At 72.5% G+C, this 21,324-nt stretch carries 17 protein-coding genes; 8 read left to right on the forward strand and 9 right to left on the reverse strand.

Features of this window, described 5'->3' with window-relative positions:
• Window positions 1–1,607, forward strand: a 1,607-nt coding sequence (locus tag ACIQVL_RS02155; protein WP_403474028.1) for a hypothetical protein, incomplete at its 5' end; no start/stop codon positions are given.
• A 79-nt stretch (window positions 1,608–1,686) separates the two neighbouring features.
• Here ACIQVL_RS02155 and ACIQVL_RS02160 read toward each other — a convergent pair.
• Entirely contained in the window at window positions 1,687–2,043 is a 357-nt protein-coding gene (locus tag ACIQVL_RS02160) for an iron-sulfur cluster assembly accessory protein (RefSeq protein WP_030951236.1), read from the reverse strand.
• 323 nt (window positions 2,044–2,366) lie between these two features.
• On the opposite strand from ACIQVL_RS02160, the gene nadA reads away from it, so the two are divergent.
• Window positions 2,367–3,551 (forward strand): quinolinate synthase NadA, encoded by a 1,185-nt coding sequence (gene nadA / locus ACIQVL_RS02165; protein WP_403431206.1) that lies wholly within the window; start codon window positions 2,367–2,369, stop codon window positions 3,549–3,551.
• A gap of 15 nt (window positions 3,552–3,566) precedes the next feature.
• Here the strand turns inward: nadA and ACIQVL_RS02170 are convergent, their stop codons facing one another.
• From ACIQVL_RS02170 to ACIQVL_RS02195, 6 genes are all read right to left on the reverse strand, one after another.
• The gene (locus ACIQVL_RS02170; RefSeq protein ID WP_403474029.1) at window positions 3,567–5,813 is read right to left on the reverse strand and encodes a PQQ-binding-like beta-propeller repeat protein; all 2,247 of its coding nucleotides are present in this window, start codon (window positions 5,811–5,813) and stop codon (window positions 3,567–3,569) included.
• Between the two features lie 114 nt (window positions 5,814–5,927).
• Window positions 5,928–9,056 (reverse strand): efflux RND transporter permease subunit, encoded by a 3,129-nt coding sequence (locus ACIQVL_RS02175; protein ID WP_403474030.1) that lies wholly within the window; start codon window positions 9,054–9,056, stop codon window positions 5,928–5,930.
• A 164-nt stretch (window positions 9,057–9,220) separates the two neighbouring features.
• A complete protein-coding gene (locus tag ACIQVL_RS02180; RefSeq protein ID WP_403431197.1) occupies window positions 9,221–9,904 on the reverse strand; it encodes a response regulator in 684 nt (227 codons plus the stop codon).
• Complete coding sequence (locus tag ACIQVL_RS02185) at window positions 9,901–11,169, reverse strand: sensor histidine kinase (protein WP_403431194.1); 1,269 nt, start codon at window positions 11,167–11,169, stop codon at window positions 9,901–9,903. Before ACIQVL_RS02185 ends, ACIQVL_RS02180 begins: the two co-directional genes overlap by 4 nt.
• 147 nt (window positions 11,170–11,316) lie before the next feature.
• Window positions 11,317–11,595: a hypothetical protein gene (locus ACIQVL_RS02190; protein WP_294008958.1), complete on the reverse strand. Its 279-nt coding sequence runs from the start codon at window positions 11,593–11,595 to the stop codon at window positions 11,317–11,319.
• A 28-nt stretch (window positions 11,596–11,623) separates the two neighbouring features.
• Window positions 11,624–12,415: a PspA/IM30 family protein gene (locus ACIQVL_RS02195; protein ID WP_362581794.1), complete on the reverse strand. Its 792-nt coding sequence runs from the start codon at window positions 12,413–12,415 to the stop codon at window positions 11,624–11,626.
• 201 nt (window positions 12,416–12,616) lie between these two features.
• Between ACIQVL_RS02195 and ACIQVL_RS02200 the strand changes: the two genes are divergently transcribed.
• The 3 genes from ACIQVL_RS02200 to ACIQVL_RS02210 all read left to right on the forward strand — a co-directional run bounded on the left by ACIQVL_RS02200 (window position 12,617) and on the right by ACIQVL_RS02210 (window position 15,232).
• The gene (locus ACIQVL_RS02200) at window positions 12,617–13,291 is read left to right on the forward strand and encodes a DUF3043 domain-containing protein (RefSeq protein ID WP_403474031.1); all 675 of its coding nucleotides are present in this window, start codon (window positions 12,617–12,619) and stop codon (window positions 13,289–13,291) included.
• An 83-nt stretch (window positions 13,292–13,374) separates the two neighbouring features.
• Window positions 13,375–14,076 (forward strand): class I SAM-dependent methyltransferase, encoded by a 702-nt coding sequence (locus ACIQVL_RS02205; protein WP_403474780.1) that lies wholly within the window; start codon window positions 13,375–13,377, stop codon window positions 14,074–14,076.
• A 76-nt stretch (window positions 14,077–14,152) separates the two neighbouring features.
• The gene (locus ACIQVL_RS02210; RefSeq protein ID WP_403474032.1) at window positions 14,153–15,232 is read left to right on the forward strand and encodes a S1C family serine protease; all 1,080 of its coding nucleotides are present in this window, start codon (window positions 14,153–14,155) and stop codon (window positions 15,230–15,232) included.
• Window positions 15,233–15,282: 50 nt separating this feature from the next.
• Here the strand turns inward: ACIQVL_RS02210 and ACIQVL_RS02215 are convergent, their stop codons facing one another.
• On the reverse strand, window positions 15,283–15,495 hold the full coding sequence (locus ACIQVL_RS02215) for a hypothetical protein (protein ID WP_234542644.1): 213 nt from the start codon (window positions 15,493–15,495) through the stop codon (window positions 15,283–15,285).
• Window positions 15,496–15,673: 178 nt separating this feature from the next.
• Here ACIQVL_RS02215 and ACIQVL_RS02220 point away from each other — a divergent pair, with 178 nt between their 5' ends.
• Complete coding sequence (locus ACIQVL_RS02220; RefSeq protein WP_403474034.1) at window positions 15,674–16,873, forward strand: bifunctional adenosylcobinamide kinase/adenosylcobinamide-phosphate guanylyltransferase; 1,200 nt, start codon at window positions 15,674–15,676, stop codon at window positions 16,871–16,873.
• A gap of 242 nt (window positions 16,874–17,115) precedes the next feature.
• Here ACIQVL_RS02220 and ACIQVL_RS02225 read toward each other — a convergent pair whose 3' ends face one another.
• Complete coding sequence (locus ACIQVL_RS02225) at window positions 17,116–18,093, reverse strand: class I SAM-dependent methyltransferase (protein ID WP_403474035.1); 978 nt, start codon at window positions 18,091–18,093, stop codon at window positions 17,116–17,118.
• 150 nt (window positions 18,094–18,243) lie between these two features.
• Between ACIQVL_RS02225 and cobT the strand changes: the two genes are divergently transcribed.
• Together cobT and ACIQVL_RS02235 are read left to right on the forward strand one after the other, a co-directional pair.
• Window positions 18,244–19,332 carry a nicotinate-nucleotide--dimethylbenzimidazole phosphoribosyltransferase gene (gene cobT / locus ACIQVL_RS02230; protein ID WP_403431179.1) on the forward strand — a complete coding sequence of 363 codons (1,089 nt, stop codon included), beginning with the start codon at window positions 18,244–18,246 and terminating at the stop codon, window positions 19,330–19,332.
• Window positions 19,333–19,520: 188 nt separating this feature from the next.
• Window positions 19,521–21,317, forward strand: coding sequence for a phosphatidylglycerol lysyltransferase domain-containing protein (locus ACIQVL_RS02235; RefSeq protein WP_403431176.1), 1,797 nt, complete (start codon window positions 19,521–19,523; stop codon window positions 21,315–21,317).
• Window positions 21,318–21,324: the final 7 nt, after the last annotated feature.

Raw genomic sequence — 21,324 nt, forward strand, 5'->3', positions numbered from 1 at the left:
CGGCCCCCGAGGCGGACGTGGTTCCGGCCGCCGAGGCCGCCGCCGAGCCCGTCGAGCCCGCGGAGCCCCCCGCCGAGCCGGAAGCAGCCGTGTCTTCCGATGCCTCCGACGCTCCTGAGTCTCCCGGAACACCCGAGGCCGAATCCGGCGCCGGGGCCGGGGCCGAGGAGGCCGGCGATCTCGCTCCCGGCCGCCGCTCCCCCGCCCTCGTCATCGCCTCCGTGGCCGCCGCCGTCCTGCTGGTCGGCGGAGGTGGCGCCTACCTCGCCGCGAACACGGGCTCCGACTCCGGCGGCGGTACGACCACGGGCGCGTCCGGCGGTTCCACTCCCCCGCCCCTCGCCCTGGACGGCTACTCCTCCGGCGGCAACGGCATAGCCCCGGGCGAGCCCAATCCCTACGGCGTGACGTACCGGGCGAGCGGCACGCTCCCCGCGGGCCCCGGCTCGGCCGCCGTGTACCAGCCCTCCGGCGAGGTCTCCAAGGACCGGGTCGCCGCACTGGCGAAGGCGCTCGGCATCGAGGGCGCCCCGGTGGCCGAGGACGGCGTCTGGAAGGTGGGGACCGACAACGACGGCTCGGGCGGGAGCCTCCAGGTGAACCGGGCGGCCCCCGGCATCTGGACGTACAGCCGCTACGCCCCGGGCACCGACAACTGCAAGCGCGGCCTGCTGTGCACCCAGGACCCGGCGGCCCCGGCCGGTGACCCGGTGAGCGTCGGCGACGCCGAGCAGGCGGCGGCCCCGGTGCTGAAGGCGCTCGGGCAGGACGACGCGAAGCTCGACGCGAGCCAGGTGATGGGCGCCCAGCGGGTGGTGAACGCCGATCCGGTGGTCGGCGGGCTGCCGACGTACGGCTGGACGACCGGGCTGACCGTGAGCAGGCAGGGCGAGGTGGTCGGCGGCAACGGGATGCTCGCGACGCCCGCCAAGGGCGACACGTATCCGGTGCTGGGCGCCGCGAAGACGCTGGCGCTGATGAACGCGGCGCCGCGCTCGGACCACCGGATGGGCATCGGCGGCTGCGCCAGTTCCGTACCGCTGAAGGACCGGCTGGAGCAGCCGTGCGGCGCGTCGTCGCCGTCCACCGTCTCGTCCACCGCGTCGTCGACGTCCTCGGCCGTGATCGAGGAGGCGGTGTTCGGGCTGGCCGCGCAGTCCGTCGCCGGGCGGCAGGCCCTGGTGCCGTCCTGGCTGTTCCGGGTGAGCGGGGCGGCGGACTCGTACACGGTGACGTATCCGGCGGTGGACCCGAAGTACCTGGCCTCCTCGTCGACGCCGGCGCCCTCGGCGAGTGCGAGCGCCTCGGCGGGGACCACGAAGAACGTGAAGGTGGACGGCTACACGGCCGACGGCCGCGAGCTGACCGTCGCCTTCACCGGCGGGGTGTGCGCCGACTACAAGGCGACGGCCGACGAGGGTACGGAGCAGGTGGTGGTGAAGGTGACCGCGACGCCCTGGCCGGACAAGATCTGCGTCATGATCGCCAAGCAGTACCACCAGACGATCCGCCTCGACGCGCCGCTGGATGGCCGGAAGGTGGTCGGCACGGACGGCAGCGCCGTTCCGAAGGAGCAGGCGACCACGCTGAACCCGCAGGTGGGATAGGCACGCACGGCACGGAACGACGAAGGCGGCGGCCCCTCACCACGAGGGCCCGCCGCCTTCCTGCTGTGTGCCCTTCGGCTCAGCTGAAGGAGTCGCCGCAGGCGCAGGAGCCGGTCGCGTTCGGATTGTCGATCGTGAAGCCCTGCTTCTCGATGGTGTCGACGAAGTCGATCGACGCGCCGCCCAGGTACGGGGCGCTCATGCGGTCGGTGACGACCTTGACGCCGCCGAAGTCCTTCACGACGTCGCCGTCGAGGGAACGCTCGTCGAAGAAGAGCTGGTAGCGCAGGCCGGAGCAGCCACCGGGCTGGACGGCGACGCGCAGGGCGAGGTCGTCACGGCCTTCCTGGTCGAGCAGGGCCTTGACCTTGGCCGCGGCGGCGTCGCTCAGGATGATGCCGTCGGTGGCGGTGCTGGTCTCGTCCGATACGGACATCTACATCTCTCCCGGGTTGTACGGAGACTGCTTGCCGACGAGTGCAACCGGCGGGTCCGCTGATTCATTCCGGGCCGGCATGCGCGTTCTCGCGTTTTTCCTACCTCTTCATGCTCGCACATGCCCGAAGTGACGCACAGCAGTCGCCGCGGCCACCCACGGCGACCTGCACACAAGGCGACCACCCTGCGTCCACCCGGCGGCCACCCGCCCGTTCGGCGCCGGGATTGATGTCACATCGACGCAATGGCCATCGTCAAAGTGACGTGAAGCGGTTATGATAGATAACGTCAGAACGACGAAAAGTAGAAAGGGTGCGTGTCGTGACCACCGCCCAGACCACGGAACTCGACGTACAGCCGACTCCGCTCGCCCTGCTGCTGCTCGGCCGTGAGGCCGACCCGAAGAGTGAGCGGGGCGTCGAGTGTCCCGGCGACCTGCCCTCGCCGTCCGACCCGGACCTGGTCGCGCGCGCCCGCGCGGCCAAGGAGAAGCTCGGCGACAAGGTCTTCGTGCTCGGCCACCACTACCAGCGCGACGAGGTCATCCAGTTCGCCGATGTCACGGGCGACTCCTTCAAGCTGGCCCGCGACGCGGCCGCCCGCCCGGAGGCCGAGTACATCGTGTTCTGCGGTGTGCACTTCATGGCCGAGTCCGCCGACATCCTGACCTCGGACGACCAGAAGGTGGTCCTGCCCGACCTCGCGGCCGGCTGCTCCATGGCCGACATGGCCACGGCCGAACAGGTCGCCGAGTGCTGGGACGTGCTGACCGAGGCCGGGATAGCCGAGCAGGTCGTGCCCGTCTCGTACATGAACTCGTCCGCGGACATCAAGGCGTTCACCGGCAAGCACGGTGGCACCATCTGCACCTCGTCCAATGCCCAGCGGGCCCTGGAGTGGGCGTTCGAGCAGGGCGACAAGGTGCTGTTCCTGCCCGACCAGCACCTCGGCCGCAACACCGCCGTCCGGGACATGGGCATGTCCCTGGACGACTGCGTGCTCTACAACCCGCACAAGCCGAACGGCGGCCTCACGGCCGACCAGTTGCGCGCCGCGAAGATGATCCTGTGGCGCGGCCACTGCTCGGTGCACGGCCGCTTCTCGCTGGACTCGGTCAACGACGTGCGCGAGCGCATCCCGGGCGTGAACGTACTGGTCCACCCGGAGTGCCGGCACGAGGTCGTGGCCGCCGCCGACTACGTCGGCTCCACGGAGTACATCATCAAGGCCCTGGAGGCCGCCCCCGCCGGCTCCAAGTGGGCCATCGGGACCGAGCTGAACCTGGTCCGCCGGCTGGCGAACCGTTTCGCTCCCGAGGGCAAGGAGATCGTCTTCCTCGACAAGACGGTCTGCTTCTGCTCCACCATGAACCGCATCGACCTCCCCCACCTGGTCTGGACCCTGGAGTCGCTGGCCGAGGGCAACCTGGTCAACCGGATCGAGGTCGACAAGGAGACCGAGGCGTTCGCCAAGCTGGCCCTGGAGCGGATGCTGGCGCTGCCGTAGCCGTACACCCCGGTGTCACCCCGAGACGGGCTTCCGCTCGGGGTGTGCCGGGTCGAGGGTGAAGACGGTGCCGTCGGAGGTGGAGAGGACCAGGGCGCCGCGGTTGAACCAGACCGTGGGCAGCAGGCCGCTGTTTCCGAGGACCTCGGCGCGGGCCGCGGACTCCCACAGGACGGTGCCCTCGGCCGCGTCGAGGGCGACCACCCGGCCGCTCATGCCTGCCATGTAGACCGTGCGCCCGGCGGCGTCCACCGAGGCCTGGCCCGGCGACTCCAGGGTCGTGTGGCTCTCCCACAGCCGGGCCCCGGTGGTGGGAGAGAACGCGGTGACCAGGCCGCTGGAGGTGGCGAGGTAGAGCGTGCCGTGGGCCAGGGTGGGCAGCCCGCCCCGGTACTTCTCGGGCAGCGGGGTCAGGGTGCGCTTCCCGGTGCCGGGGTCGACGCGCACGATGCGGTTGTAGATCAGGTCGGGGCCGTTCTCGACGTCCTGGTCGTCCGACTCCAGGAAGAGCAGCCGTCCGGAGAGGGTGCCGACGAAACTGGCCGTCTGGGCGGGCGAGTCCAGGGTGCGCACCGAGCCGTCGGCGGGGTGGACGACGTAGAACTTCGTGGCGTGCGAACCGTCCGTCTGGTCGCCGCAGTCGACATAGGGGAAGTCGCCCGCGGAGAGCATCGAGCAGAGCCAGCCGCGGGGCACGGGGACGGTGCTGCGCACGCTGCCGTCCCGCGCCGAGCGGACGGTGAACGTGCTGCCGTCGCCCTCCTGGGTCAGGGTCACCCCGTCGCCGTAGGCCGCCCCCAGGCTGTCCGTGCGGACCGCTTGGGACCAGAGCCTGCTGCCGTCCTTGCCGTCGAGTGCCATGACGGACTGGGCCTTGCCCGCGCCGTTGTCGTCGGTGATCTGGAGTTCGACGAGGACCCGGCCGTCGTCCACGCCGAGGACGGTGGTGATGTAGCGGTCGGCCGGTACGCCCGCGGGGGCGATGCCGGCCCGCCAGAGGGTGCGGCCGGTGGTGGCGTCGACCCGGGTGGGCAGCAGGGCGGTGCCGCCGCAGTACACGGAGGAGCCGTCCGAGACGCAGGAGGGTGAGGTGTCGCCCTCGTAGCCCGGCGCCTTCTTCACCCCCTGCTCGGCGGTCGCGGACACCGTTGTCTGCCAGGGCTTCCAGCCGGTGGGGAGGGTGCCCCAGCGGGATCCGGAGGAGGCCGAGGACGCCGAGGGGGCCGAGGAGCCGGTGCGGGCCTCGCCGTCGCCGTTCCAGGCGCCCAGCAGGAAGTAGCCGGTCAGGGCGACGGCGGTCACCGCGGCGGCGGCGAGCAGCACGCGGGGGGTGCGGCGGCGGGGTCGGCGGCCGGTGACCGGCGGGGTGGCGGCGTCGGGCGCCGGGGCGTGGCGGCCGGGGTGCGTGGCGGGCAGCCGCAGGGTCATCGTCTGCGGTTCGGCGGACGACGGCTCCGGCAGGGCCGCCGCGAACTGGCGGGCCAGGTCGTCGAGTCCGGGCCGGGCGTCGGGGTCCTTGGCCAGGCAGCGCTCCAGGACCGCGCGCAGCGGGCCGGTGACGCCGTCCAGGACGGGCTCGTTGTGGACCACCCGGTAGCCGGTGAGGTAGGGGCTGTCGGCGTCGAAGGGGCCGCGTCCGGTGACGCAGTACACCAGCAGCGCGCCGAGCGAGAAGACGTCGGAGGCGGGGCCGACGGTACGGGCGTCGGTGAACTGCTCCGGGGACATGAACGGCGGGGTGCCGACCATCTGCCCGGTCTCGGTGAGGGTGTTGTGGTTCTCGGCGGCCCGGGAGATGCCGAAGTCGATGACGCGGGGCCCGTCCTCGGCCATCAGGACGTTGGCCGGTTTCAGGTCGCGGTGCACCACCCCGGCCCGGTGGATCTCCCGGAGCGCCTCCACCAGGCCGAGGGCCAGCGGCCGCAACTCGGTGACGCGGAGCGCGCCGTGGGCCCGGATGCGGGCGGCGAGGGAGGGGCCGGGCACGTACTGGGTGGCCATCCAGGGCGCCGGCGCGTCCGGGTCGGCGTCCAGGACGGGGGCGGTGAAGGCGCCGCTGACCCGGCGGGCGGCCTCGATCTCCTGCCGGAACCTGGCCCGGAAGACGGGGTCCTCGGCGTACTGGGCGTGCACCACCTTGACGGCGACCTCGCGCCCGGAGCGCGACCGACCCCGGTAGACGATGCCCATTCCGCCGGCCCCGAGCCGGTCGGCCAGCTTGTACCCGCCGAGGGACCTCGGGTCGTCCTTGTACAGCGGCACGCCGAAACTCCCCTTCCCCGCCGTGCAGTTCGCGGCGCCAGCATACGGAACCGGCACGCGCGGGCGGCCGGTTCCCGGTGGTGTTCCGGAAACCGGCCGCCGTTCGCGGGGCCGTCACATGGCCGCGTGCTGCCGCCTCTCGGACACAGGGGCGGACTCCGGGGCCCCCGGGCCCGTCCTCGGCGCCCGCTTCCTGTCCTTGCGCTCCTTGCGGAGTTCGAACATCGCGTAGAGCGTCGGGACCAGCAGCAGCGTCAGCAGGGTCGACGTGATCAGACCACCGATCACCACGACCGCGAGCGGCTGGGCGATGAAGCCGCCCTCGCCCGTGATGCCGAGGGCCATCGGCAGCAGGGCGCAGATGGTGGCCAGGGCCGTCATCAGGATCGGGCGGAGCCGGTGCCGGCCGCCCTCCACCACGGCCTCCACGATGCCGTACCCCTCACGCCGGTAGTGGTTGATCAGGTCGATCAGCACGATCGCGTTCGTCACCACGATGCCGATCAGCATCAGCATGCCGATCATCGCGGGAACGCCCATCGGTGTACCGGTGATCACGAGGAGGCCGATCGCGCCGGTCGCCGCGAACGGGACGGACACCAGCAGGATGAGCGGCTGGACCAGTGACCGGAACGTCCCGACCAGCAGCATGAAGACGATCGCGACCGCCGCCAGCATCGCCAGGCCCAGGTTCTTGAACGCGCTGTTCTGGTCCGAGGTGACGCCGCCGATCTGCGCCGTGGCCCCCGCGGGGAGCTTCAGCTTGTCGAGGTCGGACTGGAGCCTGCCGCTGACCGCACCGGTGTTGTCGCCCGTCGGGCGCCCGGTGATGGTCGCCGCGCGCCGGCCGTCGATCCGGGTCAGCGAGACCGGTCCGTTTACCACCTTCACCTCGGCGATGTCGGACAGCTTCACCTGGCCCAGGTCGAGCGCGCGCAGCTGTGCCAGCGTCTGGGCCGGCTTCGCCGCCCTGACCACGATGTCGTGCTCGGTGTCGTCCAGGGTCACCTGCGCGGCGGTGGTGCCGCCGACCGCCTCCGCCACCGCGGCGCCCAGCGTCTGGTCGTTGTATCCCGCCGCGGCGGCGGCCGGCTTCGCGGTGACCGAGATCCGCGGCACGCTCTGCGCCATGTCGCTGGTCACGTCCGTGACGCCGTCGAGCCCGGCCATGGTCTTCCGCACCTGATCGGCGGCGGTGCGCAGCACGCCGGCGTCGGCCGCCTTCACGACCACGCTGAGGTCCTGGCTGCCGAAGCCTCCGCCGGAGGCGGACACGGTGGTGGTGCCGATGCCCTTCAGCTCGGCCAGGCCGTCCTCGAGGTGCTTCTGCACGGTGTCGGAGGACGCCGAGTCGTCCAGCATCACCTGGTACGAGGCCTGGTTGGAGCTCGCGGTGCCGCCGAAGGCAGCCGCCAGGCCGCCGGGCGAGCCGATCGAGACCTGGTAGTCCTTGACGCCCTTGGTCTTCTCGATCAGCTTCTCCACCCGCTTGGCCTGCTCGTCGGTGGACGCCAGGCTGGCGCCCGCCTTCAGCTCCTGGGAGATGCCGAGGACCTGCTGGCTGCCCGAGTCGATGAAGTTGGTCTTCAGCCCGGGGATCATGGCGAAGGTGATCAGCAGGACGCCGGCGGCGATGGCGAGGCTCCTGCCGCGGCGCCGCGTGGCGAACCGGAGCACCGGGACGTAACGGCGGTGGAGGCGGCTGTTCGCCTCCTTCTCCTCCGCCTCGCGGCGGGCCTGCTCCGCGTCCTGCGAGGTGCCCTTCGGGGCCTTCAGGAACCAGTACGCGAGGACCGGGACGACGGTCAGCGACACCAGCAGGGACGCGAGCAGCGCGGCCGTCACCGTGATGCTGAACGAGCTGAACAGCGCGCCCACGATGCCGCCGACCAGGCCGATCGGCAGGAACACGGCGACCGTGGTGAGGGTCGAGGCGGTGACCGCGCCGGCCACCTCGCGGACGGCGCCCAGGATCGCCTCCCGGCGCTCCTCGCCGTAGCCGAGGTGCCGCTTGATGTTCTCCAGGACGACGATCGAGTCGTCGACGACCCGGCCGACGGCGATGGTCAGCGCGCCGAGGGTGAGCACGTTCAGGGACAGACCGCGCGTCCACACGACGATCAGGGCGAGGATGATCGAGAGCGGGATGCTGACGGCGGTCACCAGCGTCGAGCGCAGCGACTTCAGGAAGACCAGGATGACGAGGACCGCGAAGAGCAGACCCAGGGCGCCCTCGGTGGTCAGGCCGCTGATGGACTTCGACACCTCGGGACCCTGGTCGCTGACGACCGTGATCCGGGTGCCCGAGCCGAGCTGCTTGCGCAGGCCGGGCAGCTTGTCCTTGACCGCGTTCGAGATGGAGACCGCGCTGCCGTCGTGGTCCATGCTGATGTTGACGGCGAGGCTCGGCCGGCCGTCGGTACGGGTGATGGAGTCGGCAGGGGCCGACTGCTCCCGGACGGTGGCCACGTCGCCGAGCCGTACCGGCTTGCCGCCGGGCTGCTGACCCGTGACCATCAGGTTCCGGATCTGGGTGAGCGAGGTGTAGCCGCTGCCGACCTGGACGGTGCGGCTGGAGCCGTCCTCGTCGAAGGAGCCGGCCGGGACGGTGACGCCGCCGGCCTGGAGTGCCTGGCCGAGCGCGGATGCGCCGAGGCCTGCCGCGGCCAGCTCGGCGTCGTCGGGGGTGACGGTGACCTGCTGGTCCCGCTCACCCGAGACCTGGACCTGGCTGACACCCCCGATGTTCTTCAGGTCCGGCACGACCGTCCGGTCGAGCTGGTCGGCCAGGGCCTGCTGGTCCCGGTCCGAGGTGATGGCGAGGACCACGGCCGGGATGTCGTCCGTGGACCCGGAGACGACCTGCGGGTCGACGCCGCTCGGGAGCGTGGACTGGGCGCGGTTGACGGCCTGCTGGACATCGGTGACCAGCTGCTTGGTGTTGTTGCCGTAGTCGAAGGACGCGGTGATCAGCGCGCTGCCCTCGCTGGCGGTGGAGGTGACGCTCCTGATGCCGCTGACGCCCTGGATGTTGTTCTCGAGAGGTTCGACGACCTGCTTCTCGACGACGTCGGGGGACGCACCCTGGTAGGGCACGACGACCGACACCATCGGCAGGTCCAGGTTGGGCATCAGCTGTTGCTTGATCTGGGGGATCGCGATGGCCCCGAAGACGATCACGATGATGGACATCAGCCCGATCAGGGCCCGCTGGGCAAGGCTGAATCTCGAGAGCCAGGACATGGACGGGATCTCTCTCTGGGAGCGGCAGAAGGGCGGCGTGCCGCCCACGCCAACCCTGGCCCGTCCGCGGGATTCTCTCTGTCGTCCCCCGGCCATTCGCGGTCGGCCCCAGGTAGCCGTTCCGCACGTCGGCCGTCGTCCTGAAGTAGGACGCCGGGTCGGGGTCAGTCCGTCCTCGGGCGGACCAGCCCCGACTCGTACGCGATCACCACGAGCTGTGCCCGGTCCCGCGCGCCCAGCTTGGCCATGGCCCGGTTGACGTGCGTCTTCACAGTCAGCGGGCTGACCTCCAGGCGCTCGGCGATCTCGTCGTTGGAGTGCCCGCCGGCGACCTGGACGAGGACCTCGCGCTCCCGTGAGGTGAGCGCGTCGAGCCGCTCGCCGCGGGCCGGGGTACGGCCGTCGTCACCGAGGTCGCCCTGGGCGAGGAAGCGGGCGATCAGGCCCTTGGTGGCCGTCGGGGAGAGCAGCGCCTCACCGCCCGCGGCGAGGCGGATGGCGCTCAGCAGCTCCTCGGGTTCGCTGCCCTTGCCGAGGAAGCCGGAGGCGCCCGCACGCAGTGCCTGGACCACGTAGTCGTCCACCTCGAAGGTCGTGAGGATCACCACGCGCACGTGGGCGAGGGCGGGGTCGGCGCAGATCAGCCGGGTGGCGGCCAGTCCGTCCGTGCCCGGCATCCGGATGTCCATCAGGACGACGTCGGCCTCCTGCTCCCTGGTCAGCCGCACCGCCTCGGCGCCGTCGGAGGCCTCGCCGACCACCTCCATGTCGGACTCGGAGTCGACGAGCACCCGGAACGCGCTGCGCAGCAGTGCCTGGTCGTCGGCGAGCAGGACACGGATCGTCATACGGAATCCCCCAGGGCGGCCGCACGGCCCTTGGCACGGCCGGTCGTACGGTCGCTCGTACGGTCGTCGGTGTCGGTCTTGACCGGCAGGATCGCATGGACGCGGAAGCCGCCGCCGTAGCGGGGGCCCGTGGTGAGGGTGCCGCGCAGGGCGGTGACGCGCTCGCGCATGCCGAGCAGGCCGTGGCCGCCGCCCTCCTCGGGGGCGGTCTCCTCGCCGGAGCCGTTGTCGAGGACGGTGACCTCGATGTGCGGTCCGACGCGTACGACGCTCACCTCGGCCTTGGCGTCGGGTCCCGCGTGTTTCTGCACGTTGGTCAGGGCCTCCTGGATGATCCGGTAGGCGGCCAGGTCGACGGCGGCGGGCAGGGTGGTGCCCTGGTCGGCGCGGGCGACCTCGACCTGGAGGCCGGCGTTGCGGAACGTGTCGGCGAGTTCGTCCAGGACGTGCAGGCCGGGGGCGGGCTCGGTCGGCGCCTCGGGGTCGCCGGACTGGCGGAGCAGGCCGACGGTGGCCCGCAGTTCGTTCAGCGCGGAGCGGCTGGCCTCGCGGACGTGGCCGAGGGCCTCCTTGGCCTGGTCGGGCCGCTTGTCCATGACGTGCGCGGCGACCCCGGCCTGCACGTTGACCAGGGCGATGTGGTGGGCGACGACGTCGTGCAGGTCCCGGGCGATGCGCAGCCGCTCCTCGGCGACCCGGCGGCGGGCCTCCTCCTCACGGGTCCGCTCGGCGCGCTCGGCCCGCTCGCGGATGGCCTGGAAGACCGCGCGCCGACTGCGGACGGCGTCCCCGGCGGTGGCGCCGATGCCGGTCCAGGCGAAGATCGCGAGGTTCTCCTGGGCGTACCACGGCAGGGGTCCGGCGGCCATCGCGGCGGCGGTGAGCACGGTCATGGTGAGCAGGCCGGCCCGCAGGGTGGTGCGGCGGTCGGTGGTGGCGGCGACGGTGAACAGGGCGACCACGGCCGCCATCGCGACGGGGGCGCGGGGGTCGCCGGTGACGCACTCGACGACGGAGGCGGCGCCGGTGACGGCGAGGACCGTCTTCGGGGCGTGCCGGCGGAAGACCAGGGCCGCGGCGGCGAGCGTCATGAGCAGCAGGCTGAGGGGGTCCGGGGTGCGGATGCCCCAGGCGACGCCGTGCCCGCCGTGCGGCACGGCGAAAGAGCTCACGACCATGCAGACGAGGGCGCCCGCGGCGATGACCGCGTCCACGGCGAGTGGATGGGCGCCTGCTCTGCAGCGGGCTCTTTCGAGAGTGCTCACGTACTGAACAGTACGGCGGGTTGGTGCGGGCCGGAACTGTCGGTTCGGGTCGCTGCGGGCACCGTCCCCGGGGGCTGCCGCCCCCGGACCCCCGCTGTCGGCCTTCGGCCTCGTCCTCAAAGGCCGGACGGGCTGTTTTCCAACCCGTCAGCCCGGAATCAGGCCGTCGTCCCGGAGCAGGGCCCTGACCTCTTCCAGGGTCGCGTCCGGGGACGGGAGGATGAGGTCCGAGGGTTCCAGGGCGTCGTCCGGGAGCGGCGTGCCCAGCTCCCGGACCTTGTCCAGGAGGGCGGTCAGGGTGCGACGGAAGGCTGCCTCGTCGCCGGACTCGGTCTCCGCGAGGAGCTCGTCGTCCAGCTTGTTCAGTTCGGTGAGGTGGCTGTCCGCCAGCCTCACCTGGCCCTCCCCCATGATCCTCACGACCATGTCGGCCATGTCGCCCTCCAGGCGTCGGCTACTGCTTGTCGAAGCGCGGGGTGTCCTGCGGCTGCTGCGACTGCTGGCCCTGGCCGGTGCCGCCCTCGATCGCCTGCTGGGGCGATCCTCCGGCGAGCTCGGCCTTCATGCGCTGCAGTTCCAGCTCCACATCCGTACCACCGGAGAGCCGGTCCAGCTCGGCGGCGATGTCGTCCTTGGCCGTGCCGGTCGGGTCGTCGAGGGCGCCGGAGGCGAGGAGTTCGTCGATGGCGCCGGCGCGGGCCTGGAGCTGCTGCGTCTTGTCCTCGGCGCGCTGGATGGCGAGGCCGACGTCGCCCATCTCCTCGGAGATGCCGGTGAAGGCCTCGCCGATCCGGGTCTGGGCCTGGGCGGCGGTGTAGGTGGCCTTGATGGTCTCCTTCTTGGTGCGGAAGGCGTCCACCTTGGCCTGCAGGCGCTGGGCCGCGAGGGTGAGCTTCTCCTCCTCGCCCTGGAGGGTGGCGTGCTGCGTCTCCAGGTCGGTCACCTGCTGCTGGAGGGCGGCGCGGCGGGACAGCGCCTCGCGGGCGAGGTCCTCGCGGCCGAGGGCGAGCGCCTTGCGGCCCTGGTCCTCCAGCTTGGAGGACTGCTGCTGGAGCTGGTTCAGCTGGAGTTCGAGCCGCTTGCGGCTGGTCGCCACGTCGGCGACGCCCCGGCGGACCTTCTGCAGCAGCTCCAGCTGCTTCTGGTACGAGTAGTCCAGGGTCTCGCGCGGGTCCTCGGCCCTGTCCAGGGCCTTGTTCGCCTTCGCGCGGAAGATCATCCCCATACGCTTCATGACACCGCTCATGGGCTTCGCGCGCCCCCTTCTGACGGACTCCAGCTCACAGATCCTGCGACAGAACCCACAGTACGGGCCCTGACTCCATTACCGCACTGTTCGGGGACCGATGCGCTCATCCCCAAGGACGACTACCGACAGCTCCGCTCCGGCACAGGTAGTAGGTGTCTCCCTGAGCGAAGCGTCCCCGACGTCCCCTCTGTCCCCCCCATGGAGACGACCGGCGTTGCGGGATCGTTCCCCGCCGGACTAGGGCCCACACCCCGTGACCCCGTACCCTTGGGTTTTGTGTTCCGTAGCCGTGCCAAGGATGAGAAGGCCCCCGCCGACAAGGCGGCGGTGACCGACTCCAAGCAGACCCGTGACCCGCAGGCCCCGAAGGGCAGGCCCACGCCCAAGCGCAGTGAGGCCCAGACCCAGCGGCGCAGCGTGGCCAACACGCCCACGACGCGCAAGGACGCCGCCAAGCGCCAGCGCGACGACCGGCGCGCCGCCATGGAGCGGCAGCGCCAGGCGCTGGCCACCGGAGACGAGCGGTACCTGCCCGCCCGTGACAAGGGCCCGGTCCGCAGGTTCGCCCGCGACTGGGTCGACTCGCGTTTCAACGTGGCGGAGTTCTTCCTGCCGCTGGCCGTGGTCATCCTGGTCATGAGCGTGGTCAACAACGCGGCGATCAAGAACATCGCGCTGCTGCTGTGGCTGGTCGTGATCGTGCTGATCGTGCTCGACGCGGTGATCAGCGGGCTGCGGCTGCGGGGGCGCCTCGCCGAGCGCTTCCCCGACCAGAACAAGAAGGGCGCCGTCGCCTACGCCCTGATGCGCTCCCTCCAGATGCGCCGGCTCCGGCTGCCCAAGCCGCAGGTCAAGCGCGGAGAGCGGCCCTGAGCACAGAGCCGTTCTCCGGGGGTGCGGCGAAGGCCTGGCTGGACAAGCTGGGCGGGCTGCGTGATGTGGTGCGGCAGCAGTTGGTGGCCCGTCAGCTCGACGAGCAGATAGCCGGGCGTTTCCCGGTCGGGCAGCGGCTGCGGGTGCTCGACGTGGGGATGGGCCAGGGCACGCAGGCGCTGCGGCTGGCCCGCGCCGGGCACCAGGTGACCGGTGTGGAGCGGGAACCGGCGATGGTCGCGGCCGCGCGGGAGGCCCTGGCCGCCGAGCCGGAGGGCGTCCGCGAGCGGGTGCGGGTCGTCCAGGGGGACGGGCGGGACACCGGCGTCCACTTCCTGCCGGGCAGCTTCGACGTGGTGCTCTGCCACGGGGTGCTGATGTACGTCGCGGAGCCGGACGCGCTGCTCGCCGGGCTGGCCCGGATGCTGGCCCCGGGCGGGCTGCTGTCGCTGCTGGTGCGCAACGCGGACGCGCTGGCGATGCGGCCGGGGCTGAGCGGTGACTGGGCGGGCGCCCTGGAGTCCTTCGACACCGTCTCCTACCGGAACAGGCTGGGCCTGGACGTCCGGGCGGACCGGCTGACCACCCTGACCGGCGCCCTCGCCGGCATCGGCGCGCCGCTGCAGTCCTGGTACGGCGTACGGGTGTTCACGGACACCGCCGCGGACGGCGCCGGGGCACCGGCCGACCTGGAGACGCTGCTCGCGGTGGAGGAGCGGGCCGGGCGGACGGATCCGTACCGGACGGTCGCGGCGCTGCTGCACCTGTGCGGGGTCCGCGGCTGATCCCGCCGCGCCCGGTGCCGCTCGTTCGGGCCAGCAGCGCGAGCCGGGGCGTCACCGCTGCGACGAGACTCGGGGCATGGACGCTTCCCCCGCCCGCCGGACCCTGCGTTCGGCCGCCGTGCTCGGTTCCTGCTGCCTCGCCCTGGCCTCCGGATGTTCCGCTTTCGACGGCGGCGCGGCCGAGGACGCCTCGGCCGCCCGGGCCGCGCAGGCGGCGGCCGTCCCGCTGGCGGCGACGGAGCTGCAGGACCGGTACCAGAAGGTGATCAAGGACGTCCTGCCGTCGGTCGTGCAGATCCAGGCCAGCAGCGACCTGGGGTCGGGCGTGGTCTACGACGGCAACGGACACATCGTCACCAACGCGCACGTCGTGGGGAACGAGAAGAAGTTCAAGGTGACGACGGCCAGCACCGAGGAACCGCTGACCGCGACGCTGGTGTACTCCTACCCCGAGCAGGACCTGGCGGTGATCCGGCTCGACAAGATCCCGGAGGGTCTGAAGGCGGCCGTCTTCGGGGACACCGAGAAGGTCACGGTCGGGCAGATCACACTGGCCATGGGATCGCCGCTCGGGCTGTCGTCCAGCGTGACCGAGGGCATCGTGTCGGCGACCGGACGGACCGTCAGCGAGAACACGGCGGGCGATGGTACGGGCGCCACCATCCCCAACATGGTGCAGACCTCGGCTGCCATCAACCCCGGCAACAGCGGCGGTGCCCTGGTCGACCTGAGCAGCCAGGTCATCGGCATCCCGACGCTCGCCGCGAGCGACCCCGACCTCGGCGGCAGTGCGGCGCCCGGGATCGGGTTCGCCATCCCGGGGTCGATGGTGAAGACGGTCGCCGACCAGATCATCAAGCAGGGCAAGGTCACCGACTCGGGGCGGGCCGCGCTGGGCATCAGCGGGCGCACGGTGGTCGACGTGAACTACCGGCCGGCCGGGGTGGCCGTGGTGACCGTGAAGCACGGCGACGCGGCCGACAAGGCGGGCATCCGGCCCGGGGACATCATCACCGGACTGGGTGGCGACGACATCACCACCATCACCTCACTGGCCGAGTCGCTCGCCGCGGACCGGCCGGGGCAGAAGACGACGGTGACCTACAGCCGGGACGGCATCCGCAGGACGGTGGACGTGACGCTGGGCGCCCAGTGAACCGGTGACCGGCGGGGCGGCCGGTGCGGGCCGCCCCGGACCGGCACGTCTCAGGACTCGTCCGCGTGCAGACTCATCGGCCCGTAGATCTCGGTGGCGTCCTCGTAGAGCCGCACCTGGTCGGCGCCGCCGGCCAGCAGGGCCTTCCACTGTTCGCCGATCCACGACTCGGCGTCGCCCTGGGTGGTGAACTCCTCGGGCTCCACCGCGGGCTGGACCTCCGTCCCGTCGGCCTTCTCGAACCGCCATGTCCATGCCGCCATGTAGGCCTCCTTTGATCCAACTGGTGCATCGTATAAGGGCGCCGACGAAAACTCCGCTGGTTGTGGGGCAGGTACCGGGCCGGTGGGGGCTGCTCGCGCGGTTCCCCGCGCCCCTTCGGGGCACGCCCCGCTGGACGCCGCTCAAGCAGGAACCGTTGGGACGGGTGAAAATCAGTGCGTGGAAGTGACTTTGCTCGGTACCGGTGCCCCCGCGGGGCTGCCTCAGTCCGGTTGTCCCTGTGCGGCCTGTGCGGGTGCCGTCGGGGAGGATGCGCGGGCCGCGACCGCGGTGCTCGTCGACGGGACGCTGCTGCTCGATCTGACGCCGGGGGCGGCGTTCGCGGCGGCCCGTGCCGGGCTGTCCCTCGGCGGGGTACGGCAGGTGCTGCTGTCGCATCCGCACGACGGGCCCGCCGTCGAGGTGCCGGCCGGGCTGCCGCAGCCGGGGCGGGTGCCGGACGGGCGGGAGCTCGCGCTGCTGACGGGGCATCGGGTGCGGGCGGTGGCGATGGACGCGGGCGGCACCGGGTACGCGGTGACCGGCCCCGACGGACAGCGGCTGCTGTACCTGCCGCCGGGCGGGGCGCAGGCCGGGCTGGAGAACGGGAGTGCGGAGGCGTACGACCTGGTGCTCCTCGACGTCGTGGGGCGCCCGGACGCGCTGGCGCGCCTCCGGGCGGTCGGCGCGGCCGGGCCCGCCACGGACGTCGTCGCCGTCCATCTCGGCCACGACGTGCCGCCAGGACCGGAGTTGCGCCGCCGCCTGGCCGCGGCCGGGGCGCGCGCGGTGCCGGACGGGACGACGCTGACGGTGGGGGTGTACGAGGACGTGCCCGACGTACCGCGCCGCACGCTGGTGCTGGGCGGCGCCCGGTCGGGGAAGTCCGTGGAGGCCGAGCGGCGGCTGGAGTCCTTCCCCGACGTGCTGTACGTCGCCACCGGCGGTACGCGCGGCGGGGACACCGAGTGGGCGGCGCGGGTGGCCACGCACCAGGAGCGGCGGCCGGGGTCCTGGCGTACGACGGAGACGTGCGACCTCGTGCCGTTGCTGGCGCAGGACGGGCCGGCGCTGCTGATCGACTGCCTGTCGCTGTGGCTGACGGACGCGATGGACGCCGCCGGGGCGTGGGACGACACGGAGTGGGCGTCGGGCGGGGAGAAGGTCCTGCGGGAGCGGGTGCGGGAGCTGACGGAGGCGGTGCGGGGGACGCGGCGGACGGTGGTGGCCGTGTCGAACGAGGTGGGGTCGGGGATCGTGCCGGCCACGGCGTCCGGGCGCCGCTACCGGGATGAACTGGGGCGCCTGAACGCGGCGTTCGCGGGCGAGTGCGAGCAGGTGGTGCTGGTGGTGGCGGGGCAGGCGGTGGTGCTGAGGTGAGTGGGGGCGGGGGGTGGGGTCGCTTACCGGCGCTTGCCGGGTGCCGCTGCGCCCACCCGTGCCGCCCTGCGGCACGCCTGCCCGCAGCTGAGTCTTTGTTCTTTCAGGGGCGCGGGGAACTGCGCGAGCACCCCCCCAGCGGCCCGCGGCGGTGCGACTGCCCGTAACCGGGGCGTGCCCCGTAAGGGGCGCGGGGAACTGCGCGACAAGCCCCCACCGGCCCGCAGTTGCACGACCGGCCGTCACCGCCCCTTTCTCGCGACGATCCGGTACGCGTTGGAGAACGGCGTCCGGCGGAGCAGCGGGGCCAGGGCGTGGTCGGCGATGCTCGCGGCGGCGACCAGCGGTGCCGCCGCCCGCAGCCACCGCTTCGGCAGCAGCCGGCCGAGCACCAGGCCGAGCGCCGCCGAGATGTCGCACGGCAGATGGGGCGACCTCCGGTCGGTTCCGAGGATCTCGCAGCCCTGCGACTCCAGCTCCGCCCGCAGGTTGGCCGGCGGCATCAGGTGCAGGTGGCGGGGCTGGCCGTAGGGGATCCACCACTTGCCGAGGAGGCGGGCGAACGCGCTGCGCGGGTTCGGGACGTCGATGAGGACGTGGCCGCCGGGACGCAGCGCGGTGAGGGCGGCGCGGAGTTCGGCTCGCGGGTCGGGGGTGTGCTGGAGGTGGTGGAACATGCTGACGACGTCGTAGCGGCCGCGCAGCCGGGCCAGCACCTCCGGCGTGGCCAGGTAGCCGCAGTGGGCCTCCTCGATGTGGCCCTCGACCTGGGCGCGCCCCACGCGCAGGGTCGGGTCGAGGCCGTCGAACGACGTGTACGCGAAGAGTTCCTGCGCCGCGCGCGGGAAGTGGGCGTGGCCCGTGCCGACGTCCAGCCAGCTCTCCGGCTCCGAAAGCGCCAGCAGCACGCGGGCGGCGGCGCGGTGCCGACGGCGGCCGGCGCGGGTGGCGTGGAGGCGGTCGGTGTAGTCCTCCAGGCGGCCGTCGTAGAAGTCCCGGTGGTAGAGGGCGAGGCCGGCCGGGGACAGCCGGGGGTTCTGGAAGGTGTGGGCGCAGTCCCGGCACTCGTCGACGGTGAAGGTGCCGGGCCGGTGGTGCAGCAGGTCGGGCGCGCGCAGGCGGGTGCGCAGGCGCCTGGAGCCGCACCAGGGGCAGTCCTCGCGGCGCGGCTCGTGGAACCGGTCGGGGCCCGCGGCGAGTTCGGGCGTGCGCGGCGGCATGGGCGGCTCCCTGTGCTCCCAGTACTCCCTGAACGCAATCCACTGCAAACCGGAACGTATGGGATACCGATCTTGCCTGCCAAGGCGCCGTGCGGGTGGGCCGGCGATCTGGCACCTAACCGTTCGTCGGGTGCCGGTACTGTTCGGCGAATGAGCTCGCTTAATCTCGACGACTTCACCGATCTGATCGAGCGCCCCGACGGCGGTGTGCGCCGTGACGCCGAGGCGCGCCGGGAGCGGCTGACCGTGCCGCCCGGGTCGCTGGGCCGCCTCGACGACCTGGGCGAGTGGCTGGCCGCCGCGCAGGGTTCGGTACCGGTACGGCCGGTGGAACGGCCGCGGGTGCTGCTCTTCGCCGGTGACCACGGTGTCGCCGAACTCGGCGTCTCCGCCCGGCCGGCGGGCACCGCGGAGCTGCTGGTGCGGGCGGTCCTGGAGGGGGCAAGTCCGGTGGCGGTACTGGCCCGGCGGCTCGGGGTGCCGGTCCGGATCGTGGACATGGCGCTGGACTGCGACCCGGACGCGCTGCCCGAGGAGGTCGTACGGCACCGGGTGCGGCGGGGCAGCGGCCGTATCGACATCGAGGACGCGCTGACCCTGGAGGAGGCCGAGGCGGCCTTCCGGGCGGGGGTCGCGCTGGCCGACGAGGAGGCCGACTCGGGGACCGATCTGGTGGTTCTCGGCGACGTCAGCGTCGGCGGCACCACGGCGGCCTCCACCCTGGTCGCGGCGCTGTGCGGGACGGACGCGTCCGTGGTGACCGGGCGCGGCGGGCTCGCCATCGACGACCTCGCGTGGATGCGGAAGTGCGCGGCGATCCGGGACGCGTTGCGGCGGGCGCGGCCGGTGCTCGGGGACCAGTTGCAGTTGCTGGCGACGGTCGGCGGGGCCGATCTCGCGGCGATGACCGGGTTCCTGTTGCAGTCGGCGGCGCGGAAGCTGCCGGTGGTGCTCGACGGAGTGGTGGCGGCCGCGTGTGCGCTGGTCGCGCAGCGGATCGCGTTCCGGGCGCCGGACTGGTGGCTGGCCGGCCACGACAGCGGGGAGCCCGGACAGGCCAAGGCCCTGGACCGGATGGCTCTGGAGCCCCTCCTGGAACAGGGCGTGAAGGTCGGCGAGGGCGCGGGCGCCCTGCTGGCCCTGCCCCTGGTCCAGGCCGCGGCCGCACTGGCGGCGGAACTCCCGGAGAAGCCGGAGGCCGAGGAGAAGCCGGAAGCCGAGGAGAAGCCGGAGGAGTAGCGGCAGCCACGGGTCACGGCCGGGACGGCACCGCGCGGACGGCACCGCAGGGATGTGCCGTCCCGGCCGATCGCCGTTGCGGGCGGCAGCGGAGACCGGCAGGCGTGCGGCCGGCAGCGGCGGGGGCCCGCGGTCCGTGTGTGCGTGCGGCGGGGTTTGGGGTGGGAGCGCCCATATGATCGCTCTCCATGGGAGATGTCCGAATTGCCGCGGAGCGGTGTGAGGGACGCGGGTCGGGGCGGCGGGGTGCGGGGGTTTCCCGGCGGGCCGCTGCCTTCGCCGTCTGGTACTTGCGGGCCGTCACCTTCGTCAATTTCCTCAGTGCGGTCTGGCTGTCGCTGGGTCAGGACGTGCGGCGGCACAACCAGGAGAACTACTTCACTCCGTACCTGCTGACGGCCGGCTTCGCCTCCGGCGTGTTCACCGCGTTCCTCGCGATCACGATGCGCCGCCGGAAGCGGGCCGCGTGGATTCTCAACCTGGTGCTGAGCGGCCTGTTCCTCGCACTGTTCGCGTTCGCCATGGCGTTCCCGGAGATCCGGCGGTACGCGCAGAACTGGATCTCGATCGTGCTGACCGCCGCCTTCGTCGTGGCGCTGCTGGTCGGGCGGCGGGAGTTCTACGCGAAGGGCGACCGGTCCAACCCGCGCCTCGCCGCCACCGTCGCCGTCGGCGGCGGTCTCGTCGCCTCACTGCTCGCCGCGCTGCTCGTGACCGCCACCGACCAGGCACCGCACGCCGCGCGTTCGACGTTCCTGGAGCGCTGGCACTACGGCACCCTGCGCCTGGTGTCGGTCGCCGCAGACCCCTCCCGGTTCCCGTACATCGCGCCGCCCAACTGGGTGAACGTCGTCATCAACGTGCTCAGCACCCTCCTCGTGCTCGCCGTCCTCTACGCCGCCTTCCGCTCCCGCCGCGCCGTCGACCCGATCACCGAGGACGACGAGAAGCAGCTGCGGGCCCTGCTCGAGCGGCACGGCGAGCGGGACTCGCTCGGGTACTTCGCGCTGCGGCGCGAGAAGAGTGTGGTGTGGTCGCCGACCGGGAAGGCGGCGGTCGCGTACCGGGTGGTGGGCGGGGTGTCGCTCGCCTCGGGGGATCCGATCGGCGATCCGGAGGCGTGGCCGGGGGCCATCGTGCCGTGGCTCGGCGAGGCGCGGGCGCACGGGTGGATCCCGGCGGTGATGGGGGCGGGCGAGGAGGCCGGGACCGTGTACGCACGGCACGGCCTCGACGCGCTGGAGCTCGGTGACGAGGCGATCGTCGAGGTCGCCGAGTTCACGCTGGAGGGGCGGGCGATGCGGACCGTCCGGCAGGCGTACAACCGGGTCGGCCGGGCCGGGTACCAGGTGCGGATCCGCCGCCACGAGGACATCCCGGCGGACGAGATGTCGTACCTGGTCAGGCGTGCGGACGACTGGCGGGACGGGGCCACCGAGCGCGGGTTCAGCATGGCGCTGGGGCGGCTCGGGGACGGCCGGGACGGGCGGTGCGTGATGCTGGAGTGCACGGACGGGGCGGGTGAGCTGCGGGCCCTGCTCTCCTTCGTGCCGTGGGGGCCGGGCGGCCTGTCCCTCGATCTCATGCGGCGGGACCGGGACTCCGACAACGGGCTGATGGAGTTCATGGTCATCGAACTGCTCCGGCGGGCCGGCGAGATCGGGATCACGCAGGTCTCGCTCAACTTCGCGATGTTCCGTTCGGTCTTCGAACGTGGTGCGCGGCTCGGCGCCGGGCCGGTGCTGCGGCTGTGGAGGTCCTTGCTGAGCTTCTTCTCCCGGTGGTGGCAGATCGAGTCCCTGTACCGGGCGAACGCCAAGTACCGGCCCATCTGGGAACCGCGGTTCCTGCTCTTCGAGAAGAGCGCGGACCTGCCGCGCATCGGCCTGGCCTCGGCGCGCGCCGAAGGGTTCCTGGAGGCGCCGGGGCTGCCGAAGTGGGTGCATCGCAAGCACCTGGACACGCAGAGGGAAACGCAGGGATGAGGACCAC

This window comes from Streptomyces sp. NPDC090499 (assembly GCF_044769305.1).
Lineage (GTDB): Bacteria > Actinomycetota > Actinomycetes > Streptomycetales > Streptomycetaceae > Streptomyces.